This is a genomic window from Chloroflexota bacterium (assembly GCA_026708035.1).
In the GTDB taxonomy this organism is placed as follows: Bacteria; Chloroflexota; UBA11872; order UBA11872; family UBA11872; genus JAJECS01.
This window is the reverse complement of sequence record JAPOVQ010000009.1, coordinates 118,975-132,074: the sequence shown is the minus strand read 5'-3', so window position 1 is coordinate 132,074 and position 13,100 is coordinate 118,975. Positions and strand designations below refer to the sequence as shown.

The following is a 13,100-nucleotide window of genomic DNA, read 5'->3' as shown; positions in this document are numbered from 1 at the left end:
CCCGGCCCGGTGCTTGCCTTCGGACGATCCGAAGGTCTCGCAACATACAAGGGGCGGGTCTCAGACCCGCCCGACACCAAGCATCCGTTGCGCTTCCAGATTCGACCGGACTGGATTCCCCGAATTCACAAACGAAGTGCAACACCTTGCAAAGGTCTCATCAAGGAAGAGAGAGCCAGTCGCCGATGGCGCGATTGGCCGCGCCGTGCAGCGCCCCGGCTACAGCTCCTCCATGTCGCGCCAGTTGGCGCCCACGCGCGCGTCGACGACCACGGGCACGCGCAGGGGATAGGCCTGGGTCATGCTGGCGGTCGCCAGTGGAACCACATCGTCGAGCTCGTCCCGCGGCACCTCCAGCACCAGCTCGTCGTGGACTTGCAGCAGCATGCGGGACGCGAGGGCGTGGCGCTGCAATTCCCGATCCAACTGGATCATGGCGATCTTGATGATGTCTGCCGCGGCGCCCTGAATGGGCATGTTGATGGCCACGCGCTCGGTGGCGGCGCGCTGGTGAAAGACGCGCGCCTTGAGACCCGGTAGATAGCGGCGCCGCCCGAGCATGGTCTGCACGTAGCCGCGCTCGTGGGCCTCGGCGATGGTGCGGTCCATGTAGGCCTTGACGCCGGGATAGGTGGCGAAATAGGTGTCGATGAACGCCTGGGCCTCCTCGAAGGTCATCTCGGTGCGCTGCGCCAACCCCGGGGCGCTGATGCCGTAGACGATGCCGAAGTTCGTGGTCTTGGCGAGGCGGCGCATGTCCGAGGTGACGTCCGCGATGCCCACGCCGTAGAGGCGCGCGGCGGTCGCGGCGTGGATGTCCTGCCCCTCCCGAAACGCCGCGCACATGGCCTCGTCCTCGCTCGCGTGGGCCAGCACGCGCAACTCGATTTGCGAGTAGTCGATGGCCAGCAGGGCCAGGTCGTCGGCGCCGGAGACGAACGCCCGCCGGATCTCGCGTCCGCGCGCGGTGCGGATGGGGATGTTCTGCAGATTCGGGTTGGCCGATGAGAGCCGACCCGTAGCGGCCACCGCCTGGTTGAAGCTGGTGTGGATGCGTCCAGTCTCGGGGACAACGAGGTTGGCCAGCGCGTCGGCGTAGGTGGACTTGAGCTTGGAGACGGCGCGGAAGTCGAGCACCCGCTGCGCCACGGGGTGCGCGTCGACCAGCCCTTCGAGCACGCCGCTGGCCGTGGAGTAGCCCGATTTCGTCCTGCGGCCCGCCGGCAGCCCCAATTTCTCGAAGAGCACGGGGCCGAGCTGCTTGGGCGAGTTGATGTTGAAGGGCGCGCCGGCGTCGGCGTGGATGGCCGCGGCCAGGGTCTCGATTTCGCCTTGCATGGCCTGCGAGAGTTCCCGCAGCGCGTCGACGTCGATGGCCACGCCCCGGCTCTCGATGTCGGCCAGCACGGCGGCCAGCGGCATCTCGACGTCGCGCAGGATGGGCGTCAGGTCGTTGGCGTCCAGATCCTGCTCCAAGCCGGGCGCGAGGCGCAGGCAGGCGTCGGCGCGCACGGCCAGGGGTTGCGCGATCTCTTCAGGCGACAGCGTCGCGAGCGTGTTCGGCGGCGGGGCGTCGACCATCGGCGGGGCCAGGGATTCGCCCAGGCGCCGGAATGCCAGGTCGTCGATGGTTTGCGGCGTGGCGTCGGCGTCGACCAGGTAGGCCGCCAGCAGCAGGTCGAGTTGCACCCCGCCGAATTCGAGCCCGCAGCCCGCGAGGCCGCGGCGCAGCAGCTTGGAATCGAACACGACCTTGTCGTGGTCGGCAGACGCCAACCACTCGCGGAGTGGGTCGAGGAGGCTCGCGTCGTTGGGGGCGCAGGGCGCATAAGCCGAGTCGCCGTCCCAGGCGATGCCCAGGCCGCAGAGCTCGGGACCCGAGCGCGTATCGCGCAGCAGCGGGAACACGCCCGCGCGTTCGACGGTGAGCAGTCGTTCGCCGAGCTCTTCGGCTGCGGCGGGAGTGTCGACGATCCGCGGCGTGATTTCGGCAGTCGCCGGGGCGCCGTCGTCCGCCGCCGGCTCCGCGAGGCCGAACGGCAGGCGATCCATCAGGGTGCGGAACTGGAGCTCCTGCATGAGCGCCGTCGTCGCGGCGGCGTCGGCTTGCCACAGGCGCGTCCGATCAGGATCGAATTCGACCGGCAGATCGGTCACGATGCGCGCCAGCTCGCGGGAGAGCTCGGCCCGATCGCGCTGGTCTTCGAGCCGCCGCCGGGGCGCCGGCGCCACGTCGTCGAGGTGCGCGTAGATCTCGTCGATGTCCCGAAACTGCTGCAGGAGCTTTGAGGCGGTCTTCTCGCCAATGCCGGTGACGCCGGGAATGTTGTCGGAGGAATCGCCCACCAGGCCCTTGAAGTCCACGACCTGATCCGGCTCGACGCCCCAGCGCTCGCGGATCGCCGCCGCGTCGTAGATCACCGGTTCGCCGGTGCGCGGGTTGCTGCTGAGCACTTGCACGTGCGACGTGACGAGCTGATAGGCGTCGCGGTCCCCGGTGACCAGGAACACGTCGAACCCGGCGCGCTCGGCCTGCACTGCCAGCGTGCCAAGCACGTCGTCGGCCTCGTAGCTCTCGAGGTCGTACGCCGGGATGCCGAACACGTGGAGCAGCTCGCGCACGCGGCCAAACTGCACCACGAGGGCCTCGTCGGTTTCGGGTCGGCCGGCTTTGTATTCCTCGAACATGTCGTCGCGAAAGGTCTTGCCGGGGAGATCGAAGGCCGCGGCGGCGTGGGTGGGCGCGAGCAGGTCGACGATGCGCAGGAGGGTGGTGGTGAAGCCGAAGACGGCGTTGGTGGGCTCGCCGGCGGCGGTGGCGAAGTGCTTGGGCACCGCGTGATAGGCCCGGTGCAGCAGGGACGCTACGTCGAGAACGATCAGGCGCGGGCGTTGCTCGGTCGCCATGGACGGCAGTGTACGAAGGGCGGCCGTTCGCCGGACCGCGGTGCTCGGCCGCCCACTCTGAAGCCCCGGATCACCCTCACCCCGGCCCTCTCCCTTGATGGGAGAGGGGACCGGACCTGCGCTTCGGGCTCTGCGGAAGGAACTACGCAAGGGTCCAATCAAGGGAGAGCGGACCGGACCGCGGCGACGAAGCGGAAAACTCTCGGCGCTGACCCAAGTGACCAACCGGCCGGACCTACGCGGAATGGCCAGGCTACGCGGTGTCGCCCTCGGCGCGGAATATTTCGAGCGAGAGGTGCGAGGCGCGGCCGCCGCGGCGCAGGTTCACGATCTCGGCCATGATGGCCAGGGCGATCTCGGCGGGCGTGCGGCTGCCGATGTCCAGGCCGATCGGCGCGTAGACGCGGCGGAATTTGTGGGGCGAAATCCCTTCCGCCAGCAGCGTCTGGTGGACGATGTGCACGCGGCGGCGGCTGCCGATCATGCCGATGTAGGGCGCGGGCGTGTCCAGCAGTTGGCGCAGGGACTCCTCGTCGTAGCGATGCGCGCGGGTGACGAGCACGACGTAGGTGGCCGGATCGACGCGCAGCTCGGAGAAAAACTCGTGCATCGGGTCCACCACGACGCGGTCCGCGGTGGGAAAGCGTTCGCGGTTGGCGTAGTCGGCGCGATCGTCCACGACCCAGGTCTCGAACTCCAGCAGATCCGCGCAGAGGGCCAGCGGCTGGGCAATGTGCCCGGCGCCGGCGATGACGAGCCGCGGCGTGGGGACGATGGGGTCGAAGAAGACCTTGACGTAGGCCGCGGCGCGCCGCGACGAGGCGCTCCCGTCCGGCGCGTAGGTGTGGGTGACGGGCTCACCGGTCCGGAGGGCGTCGGCCGCGTCGTGGGCGACGGCCGCGTCGAGTGCCGGGGACCCGAGCGAGCCAATGAGCCGGTCTTCGGTTTCGTACCGCAGCGTGAGGCCGAGTTCGATGTCCGGGACGCCGCGCACGCCGGCGACGTAGACAAAAACCTGGGGTGTGCGCGAGGCGATGGCGCTGAGCGCCGCCGCGGCCGCGTCCGTGATCATGCCGCCGCCGCGGCTGAGGCCTCCCATGGCTCGATCAGCACGTCGAGCGAGCCGCCGCACACGTCGCCTTCACCGCGCACGTCGTCGACGAGATCGATTTCGATGTTGCGCGCGCGGCCGTCGGCCAGGGTGCGCCGGGCGTTGGCCCGCACGTCGGATTCGACGCAGCCGCCGCCGACGGTGCCCCAGCTCGATCCGTCCTGGAAGAACAGCATGCGCGCGCCAATGCGCTGCGGAGTCGAGCCGCGGCTGCCGACCACCAGCGCGGCGACGACGCGCTCGCCGCGGCCGGTGCGTTCGAGGATGTGGCGGAAGAACGGCTCCATGACGGCTCAGTTTAGCCGAGGGGCCTGCATGCCGCCGCCGGTCCGTTCGGACTGACTACGAGCGAGTGGAGTCTGAATACCCGCCTTCGCGGGAATGCCGGACATTGTTCGTTGCGTATCCAAAGGGCAGCCACAAGGGCTGCCCCTACAACGAATTGAGTTGATTCGCGAGACGCGTGTGCTAGCGTCGCGTGGTTGACGTTTTCGATGTGTGGAAGGCCCTGGCTGGGATCGCGCCCGCGCTGACGGTGAATCTCGCGCCGTCCCATCGCGACGGTCTGGTGTTGCGCTCCCCGGTGCTGACGGCCTCGGGCACCTTTGGATTCGGGGACGAGTACCGCGATCTGGTCGACCTGGGCCGTCTTGGCGCCATCGTCACCAAGACGGTCACGCCGGAGGCGCGCGAGGGCAACCCGACGCCCCGCACGGTGGAGACGCCCGCCGGCATGCTCAATTCCATCGGCTTGCCGAATCCCGGCGTCGCGGGGGTCCTGCGCGAGAAGGCGCCGATCTGGCCCGAGCTGCCGTGCCCGGTGGTGGTGAGCGTGTCGGCGCACGACGCCGAGAGCTGGACCGCCCTGGCGGGGGCCTTCGACGGCTTGCCCAACGTCTGCGCCATCGAGGCGAACCTGTCGTGCCCCAACGTGTCCGGCGGGCTGGACTTCTCGGCGACGCCCGAGGCCGCGGCGGCGACGGTGGCGGCGGTGCTCGCGGGCACGGAGCTGCCGGTGATCGCGAAACTGTCGCCCAACGTCGGCGACATCCGGCCCATCGCGCGAGCGGTGGAGGACGCGGGCGCCCACGCCATTTCGCTCATCAACACGATCGTGGGACTGGTGGTCGACGTGGAGCGACGGCGAGCGTTCCTGGGCGCCGGCAGCGGCGGCGTCTCGGGGCCGGCGATTCGCCCGGTGGCGCTGCGCTTCGTGTATGAGGCGCGTCAGGTCGTGGACGTGCCGATCGTGGGCATCGGCGGGATCGCCTCGACGGAGGACGCGCTGCAATTCCTGCTGGCCGGGGCGGCGGCGGTGCAGGTGGGCACGGCGACGTTTCGTGAACCGCGCACGGCGGAGACCATCACCGACGGCTTGGCCGCATACGCCCGCGATCACGCCTTGGACTCGCTGCAGGAGATCGTGGGAACCGTGCAGCCGGCGCACACGGAGTCAGTGATCGCAAACGCCTGGGCTTCCCACGCTGTTTCCGACGTGTCGTAAATCCCCTCTCCCTCGAAGGGTGAGGGTGACGTCCGCCGCAGATTCCCCCTCATCCTCACCTCCTCCGGCCAGGGGAGAAGGGACCAAACGAGCGCAATTGCCGGCGTCAGCGGCTGAAGTGGATCTGGAGGACGTCGCGGTCGGCGAGCACGTGGTCGCGCCCGACGCGCTGGAGACGGCCGGCGGCGCGCAGCGGCGCGAGACCGTCGGCGGAAATGACCTCGTCGCACGGCGCGACGTCAGCGCCGATGAATCGCTGGGCAAAGTCGCTGTGAATCGTCGCCGCGGCCTCGAGGGCCGTGCCGCCGACCGGCAATAGCCAGGCGGTGGCGGCGGCGCGGTTGGCGGTATAGAAGACGTGCAGGCCCGCTGCCTGCATGACGGCGGCGCCGACGCGGTCGGCGGCGGTGCCGGGAAGGCCCAGATCGTCCCGGAAGGCCTGGGCGTCGTCCGGCTCCAGCGACCAGATCTCGGCCTCGGTTTCTCCGGCGACGACAGCGAAGGCGGAGAGACTTTCAGTCGCGCGGGCCGCGGCGGGCGCGTCGGGGTCGTCAACGTTGGCAAGCACCGCGCGGGGCTTGGCGGCAAAGAGCCCAAAGCCGCGCAGCGCGCGCTGGTCGTCGGGCGTGAGCGCCGAGGTGTCGAGTACGGCGGAGTCCGAGAGCTGCTCGCGCGCGCGGCTGAGCAGCTCGAGGGCGTGTTGCGCCTCGCGCCGCTCCACGCGCGGACCTTTGGTGGCGCGTTCGTGGGCCCGCGCGATTGCTCCTTCGAGAACTTCGAGATCCCACAGCGCGAGCTCGGCCGCCAGGTCGTCGGCGCTGCTGCGCAGGGCGAACTCCACGTCGGCCCCTGTCGCTGGGTGTCCGGCGAAGCCGCGGGCGTCGGCGGTTGCCAGACCATCGGTATTGCTGCGCAGGGTGGCCTGCACGTCGGCCCCCGCTTCGGGGCGAATGACGAACCCGAGGATGTCGGCGGTTCGCAGCTCGCCCAGCCAGGCGGGGTTGACATCGGCGCCAAGCCCCAGCCCGTGTCCGGGAAAGTGCCACAGGGTGAGCTGGGCCTGAACCTCGGACCGGGATCCCATGACTTCGGCCAGGCGCGTCAATCGGCGATCGGGCAGCCCCAGGGCGCCGATGCGTCGCGGCATCCGGTCGCGGGACTCAACGACCTGCGATCCGACGGCGGCGTTGAACACTTGATCGATGCCGCTATCCGGGCGACCGATAAGCGCGACGGTGGGCTGCACAGAGGTTCTCGGGACCGATGACCGGTGAGTAAGTTTGCATCTTTGGCAGGGCACGCCGAGGTAGCGTGGCCCGAATCACCCTCACCCCAGCCCTCTCCCATCGAGGGAGAGGGGGCCGGACCGCGGCCCACGCGCTGCGGAAACAGCTTTGCCGTTGAGGGAGAGTGGGCCGGACCGTAGCCCGTGCGGCCGGAGGGCCGAGTCCGTTGGTATATTAGAGCGGCAGGCGACCGTTGCCTGCCTTGTCTTTTGTATCGCCAGGTTGGGCCATGCCCTCACCCAAAGAACTGAAACGTCAGAACGCGCGCGCGAAGAACGTGCGGCGCGAGCAATTCAAGCGCACGCGCAACGCGAGCGTGCGCTCGACGGTGCGGCGGCTGGTTCGGCGCGCGCGAACGGCCATCGACGCAGGCGACGCGACGGCCGGGGAGGCCGTGCGGGCCGCACAGGCGGCGCTGGACAGCGCGGCGCGGCGCGGGATCATTCCGCGCAACGCGGCGGCGCGGCGGCTCGGACGCCTGGTGAAGCGCCAGCGCGCGGCGGAGGAAGCCGCCTAGCGCCGACCCGGCGGGGTTGCCAGTCGGGCGGTCAGGATTTCGAGCAGCGCGTCTTCCTCGCTGCCCGTCGATTTGAGCGCACGATCCGTGCGCACCACCTCGCCGTACATGCGCTCCAGCAGTCGCGGCGATGTGCGCCGAGCCTGCGCGTGCAGCTCACGCGCCCGAAACGGCGGCACGCCCGCGCGGCGCGCGACTTCCTTGGTATCGCCCCCTGCATCGTTGACGGCCTTGGCCGTGGCCAGCCGCCGCATGGCGGTGCCGATGTCGGCCAGGATCATCTGCTTGGGCGCCCGCAGCCCCAAGAGATCGTGGAGCACGCCCAGCGCCCGGCGCGGCTGCTGCGCCGAGACGGCGTTGATGTAGTCCCAGCGCCGGTGCTCGCCGATGGTGGCCGAGGCCGCGTCGACGTCGTCCACGGTCAGCGCGCCGGTGAAGCCGGCGTAGGCGGCCAGCTTGTCAACCTCGCGGGCCAGCAGTCCGGCGTCGGGCGTGACGATTTCGACCAGGCGCTCGGCGGCCGCGTCATCGAGACGCACGCCCTGGCGCTGGGCCAGCCGCCGCGCGAACTGCGCCGCCCGGCGCTCATCCAACGGCCGCACCTGCCGCACCTGGGCGCCCGCATCTTCGAGCTTGGAGAATGCATTGACACGCGAGCGGCTGCGGCGATCCCCCAAGTCCAGATAGGCCAACGCCGCGAGATCGCACGGCGCGGCGGAGCCCACGCCGGCAAACTCGGCCAGCCAGGGCAGGACCTTCTTGTCGCTGGTAGCCAGCGCCTGGGCGTTGGTCAGCAGCACTTTGCGTCGGCCGCCGAACATGTCGATCGCGCCGCAGGCCTGGGCCACGTCCACGAGCGACGTTTCGGCGCCGTCTAGGCGGGTGAGCGAAAGGTCGCCGTCCGTGTCGCTGAGGCCGAGCGCGATGCGCGCCTCGTCGTGGATGCGGGGCTCACGCGCGCCGAGGAAAACGAAGAGCATCCGCGTGGCCTCCCCACTCGCCAACGCTCAAGGGTACGGCGCGGCCGAGCCGGGCCGCGAGCGAGTGAAGACTGGATTCCGGCTTTCGCCGGAATGACGGTAGGTCGTGACCCGTCAGGGGCGCGTTGACACCAGCACGCGGCGCGCCCATGCTGGCACGCCTACAGCAGTTTGTGGCGGTGGTTAGCGAGGGGGCAGTCGTGGCGACGCAGGCGACGGGCGGCCGCATCGATCAGGTGTTCGTGGACGGGAATCCGGGATCGCAGGAGCTTTACGCCCGTGCTCGCCGGGTGATCGCCGGCGGTGTGACCCACGACGTGCGCGTGCACTCGCCGTTCCCGGTGATGGTCGACCGCGCCGAGGGCTCCCGGAAGTGGGACGTCGACGGCAACGAGTACATCGACTACACCATGGGGCACGGCGCGCTGATCCTGGGCCACGCGCATCCCATCCCCACCCAGGCCGCCATTGCGCAGCTGAGCCGCGGCACCCACTACGGCGCCAGCCACGAGATCGAGACTGCGTGGGCCGAGCAAATCTGCGAACTGATGCCGAGCGTGGAGCGTGTGCGCTTCACCGGCTCGGGCACCGAGGCCACGCTGATGGCCATGCGGCTGGCGCGGGCGCACACCGGGCGCGAGCGCATCGTGAAATTCCACTACCACTTCCACGGCTGGCACGACTTCGCGCACGTGGCGCAGTCCGACCCCCTGGAGGTGCCGATGTCGGCGGGCATTCCCCAAGCCGTGCAGGACACGGTGACGGGCATTCCAACCGACCTGGACCGCGTGCGGGAAGAGCTGGCCAAGGGCGACGTGGCGGGGTTGATCGTGGAGCCCACGGGCGCCGGTTGGGGCGCGGTGCCCCTCGCCCCGGCATTCGTCAAGGCCCTGCCGGGTCTGTGCCGCGAGCACGGCACGGTGTTCATCTTGGACGAGGTCGTCACGGGGTTCCGGCTGTCGCCGGGCGGCTATCAGGCGCTGCACGACGTGACGCCGGACCTGACGACGATGGCGAAGGTCCTGGCGGGCGGGCTGCCGGGCGGGTGCGTGGGTGGTCGCGCCGACATCCTGCAGCGGCTGGAGTTGCGCGGCGATCCGCGCTGGGACCGCGGTCAGCGCATGGCGCATCCGGGCACGTTCAACGGCAACCCGCTGTCGGCCGCCACGGGCGTGGCCGTGCTGCGGCACATTGCCGACGGCGCCGTACACGCGCAGATCGACGCCGCCACGGATCGCCTACGGCGCGGGATTCAGGACGTGTTCGACCGGCACGACCTGGGCGCCATCGCCTACGGCGAGTCGTCCTACTTTCACGTGGCCATGAACGGGACGCCCTCGCGCAGCGGCATGTCCGGCGACGACGGCGCGGCCCTGCGACGCGCGCTGCACAGCCACGGGGTGCACATCATGACCAGCGGCGGCCTGCTGTCGACGGCGCATTCGGACGCGGACATCGACCAGACGATTGAGGCCTTCGACGCCAGCGTGCGCGACCTGGAGGCGGACGGGCTGGTGGGGGGCTAAAGCAGCGGGAGGGGTCGACGAACGGGCTGGCAAAGCCGCAACTTGACCGGGTCTTTCACCCTCACCCTAACCCTCTCCCGTCAAGGGAGAGGGGACCGGACCGCCGCCGATGTGCCTTGGAGGCGTCTCTCCGTCAAGGGAGAGGGAACCGGACGGCCGTTGTCGTAGCTCGGAAACGCCACACCCATCCGGGAATAGGCGAGCCGACGGACGCGTAGAGCTGCCGGGTCACCTCAGTAGGTGACGGCGGTGGGGTCGCCGGGGAAGCCGGCCGACGGGGCGTTGCGGTTGCCGGGCAGGGGCCAGCCCTGGCCGCCCATGGTGCGGTACTCATCCGATTTGCCGCAGAGCCAGAAGAACATCTCCGCCGCGTCGAGGCATTCCTGAAACTGCTGGCGAGGGGTGGTGATCGGGAAGGTGTAGTCGGCCATCTGGAAGTCGAAGTCCGGCTCGATGATCCAGTCGCGGACCGGCGGCGCGGTGCGCCAGTAGTTGTACTTGAGGAGATTGCGAACGCCTTGCGCCGTCGACGCGGACCGGCGATGCCAGATCGAGTAGACGGTGAGAAAGATTGAGCCGGCGGAGGCGGCGGTCTTGACGCTGTGCCGCATGCCGCCGTAGTGGCCCATGAAGCTGGCGTGCTGGAACAGGTAGTGAGAGCCCGGGATCACCTCGGTCGGGCCCATCTCGGGCGTGCAGGCCTCGGGGTAGTAGAAGACCTGGAGGTAGTGCAGCGAGGGTCCGTAGCGCGATTGGCCGTCACGGTGCCAGTGCTGCGCTTCCCGGGGCATGTGGACGCGGTGGTTGCTCATGAGCACGGGCGTGGTGAACCCCGCCCCCAGCAGCGTGCGGATGGCGCCGGCAGCGGCCGGGTTGAGGATCACGTGTTCCATGAACCAGTCCTCGGCCAGAATGGCCGTGGGCTCGAAGTAGGTGTCGTCGTCGAGGAAGTCCACGGCGCGGCGATTGACCTCGTCCGGCACCACGCCGTCGAGCAGGAGATAGCCGTTCTTGCAGAAGTCGAGGACTTCGGAATCGGTCAACGTCGGCTGAATGTGCGAGGTGTCCATCAGGCTCTCCGGATCTTTTCGAGGACGAACTCGGCGCCGTAGGCATAGGTGCGCGACTCGTCGAGCAGCAGGGCCAGATTGGGAAAGTCGATGATGCGCCAGCCGTCGCGAACGGCTTGCAAAACCGTCTGATAGGGCCAGTCGTCGGGATCGTCGGGGCCGTCGGACACCTCGCCGTCGAGGACGATGCGCATGCCGATCACCTCGGAATTCAGGTCGGTGCCGGAGGCTTGCAGGTAGAGCAGGTCCTGCCGCGCCCTGTCGCCGGCCGCCAGCTCATCCCGAATTGCGGCGAGTGTGGACTCCTGCAACGTTCCGGCGCGAAATTCGGCCATGGCCCGGTCGAGCTTCGCTGCGATCGCTTCACGTGACATCGCGATCTCCACGGGTGCCCGTTGCCGGATTATCCCCCAAACGGGACAGGTTTGGGCGCCTGCGCTTCGGCGGGCACCAGCTCGACTTCCTTGGCCAGATCGCCGGCAAGCACGATGGTGACCGTGCCCAGGTCAGCCCACGGCACGTCCACCTTCCAGAGCTGGAACGCGGCGCGCTGGCCGCGCACCACCACGACCGAGTCCAGCTCGTGCACGCCCATGGGCAGGCCGTAGCGATTGATCCAGTCCGGCACGGCGCGGAAGCGCGCCAGGAGCGGGGGGTAGGGATCCAGGATCGCCAGATGCCGCGCCACGATGGCGGACCATGCCAGCCCCCGGTCCCCCTCCCATTCGCGGCTGAGCGGAATCTGTCGGAAGGCGTCGAGCCAAGCGTCGAATCCCGCGGCGCTCAGCATGTCGAACACGTTGGCCAGCCGCACCTCGCCCGTCACCGGATGGCGCTGCAAGAGGCTGGCCTGCGTGGCCTGATAGAGGAATCCATTGAGCTCGAACCGGTGGGAGGCGGGATAGCCCAGCGCCTCGACGCCACCGAAGTCTTGATACGCGGTCCAAAAGGCGGCGTCGGCGTCGTCGACGATGGCGAACCCGCCACGCCCGCTGCCGGCCTGGGTGTAGAAGCGCCCGCCATCCACGGCAAAGTCGGCGGCGGCTACGACACGGCTGATCGAGCCGGCGTCGGTCACGTAGAGCGCACCGTCGGGACCGGGCGCGATGTCGACCTGACAGGGGACGCCTTCCCATGACTCGATTGCGGTCAACTCGCGATAGGTGGGGTCGGTCGCTTCGAGTCGCATGAGCTCGCCGGTATTCCAGGCGCACATGAACAGGCTGCCGCGATGGAATGCGATGCCGGTGGGCGCGATGGTGTCGCTGAGGCGCCACAGGGGGGCCGTGAACCCGACGTGGGGGTCGTCGCAGGTGAACTCGGGCCGCCAGCCGAGGTTGTCCCCGCGCTCGATGCGGTTGACCTCGTCGTCGCAGTGGGGACCGTTTTCGGTGGCGAACATCTCGCCGGTGTCCGGATGGAAGGTGAAGTCGAAGCTGTTGCGCAGGCCCAGCGCCCAGATGCGGTCGTCGTTGCCCGACGCCGGGTCGCCATCGTCGTAGAAGGGATTGTCGGGCGGCGCGCTCCCATCCGCCTTGTCGATTCGCAGGATTTTTCCGAGCGGCGTGTCGAGCCGCTGCGCCAGGCCGGAGTCGTGATTCTCGCCAAGCGTGACGTACAGGTAGCCGTCCGGGCCGAAGTGCAGGTTGCCGCCGTTGTGGAAGGCGGCGCCGGTGGGGTTGGGCTCGTCCAGCAGGATCGTGGGTTCGACGCCGCGCCCGTCGACCTCGCGCAGCCGCACGACGCGATGCCCGGCGGTGTCGGCACGCGTGTAGTAGACGTAGACGTAGCCGTTGGCGGCAAAGTCCGGGTCCACGGCGACGCCGAGCAAACCGCGCTCGAAGAGGTCATCGACCTCGAACACGGCGAACGGCTCGTCGCGCAGCTGCCCGTGCTCCACCACGCGCAGGCTGCCGGACTTTTCGGTGTAGAGCAGGCGGCCGTCGGGGGTCCAAGCCAGCGCGACGGGAAAGTTGGCCTCGGCCACCACGGGCTCGACGCGAAGGTGCGCGGGCAGATCGACCGCGCCCGCTGTCGGCGCGCCGACGAGTGCCATCGCGGCAAGCAGCACGGCACCAGCGAGCGTCTGGCCGGCGCGCTTGAGCCAGGCGCCCGGCATCGGCGGCGACTCGGTGGCGACCCGGGGCATCGGGCCGGATGCTAGCACCGGCGGGCCGCGATGCGGGCGCCAGACTCGGC

General features: G+C 69.6%; 11 protein-coding genes. 3 read left to right on the top strand and 8 right to left on the bottom strand.

Translation table 11 applies throughout. The annotated features are described in order from the left end of the window. Positions 1-219 precede the first annotated feature (219 nt). The 3 genes from polA to OXG33_03840 all read right to left on the bottom strand — a co-directional run bounded on the left by polA (position 220) and on the right by OXG33_03840 (position 4,305). Positions 220-2,907: a DNA polymerase I gene (gene polA, locus OXG33_03850; protein ID MCY4113061.1), complete on the bottom strand. Its 2,688-nt coding sequence runs from the start codon at positions 2,905-2,907 to the stop codon at positions 220-222. Between the two features lie 253 nt (positions 2,908-3,160). Then, positions 3,161-4,006 (bottom strand): XdhC family protein, encoded by an 846-nt coding sequence (locus OXG33_03845; GenBank protein ID MCY4113060.1) that lies wholly within the window; start codon positions 4,004-4,006, stop codon positions 3,161-3,163. Continuing rightward, positions 3,976-4,305, bottom strand: a complete 330-nt coding sequence (locus tag OXG33_03840) for an XdhC family protein (GenBank protein MCY4113059.1) — start codon at positions 4,303-4,305, stop codon at positions 3,976-3,978. Before OXG33_03840 ends, OXG33_03845 begins: the two co-directional genes overlap by 31 nt. A 191-nt stretch (positions 4,306-4,496) precedes the next feature. Here OXG33_03840 and OXG33_03835 point away from each other — a divergent pair, with 191 nt between their 5' ends. Beyond that, positions 4,497-5,522 (top strand): dihydroorotate dehydrogenase, encoded by a 1,026-nt coding sequence (locus OXG33_03835; GenBank protein ID MCY4113058.1) that lies wholly within the window; start codon positions 4,497-4,499, stop codon positions 5,520-5,522. 106 nt (positions 5,523-5,628) lie between these two features. Here OXG33_03835 and OXG33_03830 read toward each other — a convergent pair whose 3' ends face one another. Next, positions 5,629-6,768 carry a DUF933 domain-containing protein gene (locus OXG33_03830; GenBank protein ID MCY4113057.1) on the bottom strand — a complete coding sequence of 380 codons (1,140 nt, stop codon included), beginning with the start codon at positions 6,766-6,768 and terminating at the stop codon, positions 5,629-5,631. Positions 6,769-7,037: 269 nt separating this feature from the next. Here OXG33_03830 and rpsT point away from each other — a divergent pair, with 269 nt between their 5' ends. After that, positions 7,038-7,325, top strand: a complete 288-nt coding sequence (gene rpsT / locus OXG33_03825) for a 30S ribosomal protein S20 (GenBank protein ID MCY4113056.1) — start codon at positions 7,038-7,040, stop codon at positions 7,323-7,325. On the opposite strand, the gene holA is transcribed toward rpsT, so the two are convergent. After that, positions 7,322-8,305: a DNA polymerase III subunit delta gene (holA, locus tag OXG33_03820; GenBank protein MCY4113055.1), complete on the bottom strand. Its 984-nt coding sequence runs from the start codon at positions 8,303-8,305 to the stop codon at positions 7,322-7,324. The two genes, rpsT and holA, sit on opposite strands and share 4 nt — an antisense overlap. Positions 8,306-8,454: 149 nt before the next feature. Between holA and OXG33_03815 the strand changes: the two genes are divergently transcribed. After that, a complete protein-coding gene (locus OXG33_03815) occupies positions 8,455-9,831 on the top strand; it encodes an aminotransferase class III-fold pyridoxal phosphate-dependent enzyme (protein ID MCY4113054.1) in 1,377 nt (458 codons plus the stop codon). A gap of 233 nt (positions 9,832-10,064) precedes the next feature. On the opposite strand, the gene OXG33_03810 is transcribed toward OXG33_03815, so the two are convergent. The 3 genes from OXG33_03810 to OXG33_03800 are packed head-to-tail and all read right to left on the bottom strand — an operon-like array spanning position 10,065 to position 13,050. Continuing rightward, positions 10,065-10,901, bottom strand: coding sequence for a phytanoyl-CoA dioxygenase family protein (locus OXG33_03810; GenBank protein MCY4113053.1), 837 nt, complete (start codon positions 10,899-10,901; stop codon positions 10,065-10,067). Next, positions 10,901-11,275, bottom strand: coding sequence for a hypothetical protein (locus OXG33_03805; protein ID MCY4113052.1), 375 nt, complete (start codon positions 11,273-11,275; stop codon positions 10,901-10,903). The genes OXG33_03810 and OXG33_03805 overlap by 1 nt, the downstream gene beginning before the upstream one ends. A gap of 29 nt (positions 11,276-11,304) precedes the next feature. Further along, entirely contained in the window at positions 11,305-13,050 is a 1,746-nt protein-coding gene (locus OXG33_03800; GenBank protein MCY4113051.1) for a PQQ-dependent sugar dehydrogenase, read from the bottom strand. Between the last annotated feature and the right edge of the window lie 50 nt (positions 13,051-13,100).

Coding starts and splice junctions, on each gene's coding strand:
- polA (MCY4113061.1), bottom strand. CDS start 2,907: ATGGCGACCGAGCAACGCCCGCGCCTGATCGTTCTCGACGTAGCGTCC.
- OXG33_03805 (MCY4113052.1), bottom strand. CDS start 11,275: ATGTCACGTGAAGCGATCGCAGCGAAGCTCGACCGGGCCATGGCCGAA.
- OXG33_03840 (MCY4113059.1), bottom strand. CDS start 4,305: ATGGAGCCGTTCTTCCGCCACATCCTCGAACGCACCGGCCGCGGCGAG.
- OXG33_03845 (MCY4113060.1), bottom strand. CDS start 4,006: ATGGGAGGCCTCAGCCGCGGCGGCGGCATGATCACGGACGCGGCCGCG.
- rpsT (MCY4113056.1), top strand. CDS start 7,038: ATGCCCTCACCCAAAGAACTGAAACGTCAGAACGCGCGCGCGAAGAAC.
- OXG33_03800 (MCY4113051.1), bottom strand. CDS start 13,050: ATGCCCCGGGTCGCCACCGAGTCGCCGCCGATGCCGGGCGCCTGGCTC.
- OXG33_03815 (MCY4113054.1), top strand. CDS start 8,455: ATGCTGGCACGCCTACAGCAGTTTGTGGCGGTGGTTAGCGAGGGGGCA.
- holA (MCY4113055.1), bottom strand. CDS start 8,305: ATGCTCTTCGTTTTCCTCGGCGCGCGTGAGCCCCGCATCCACGACGAG.
- OXG33_03810 (MCY4113053.1), bottom strand. CDS start 10,901: ATGGACACCTCGCACATTCAGCCGACGTTGACCGATTCCGAAGTCCTC.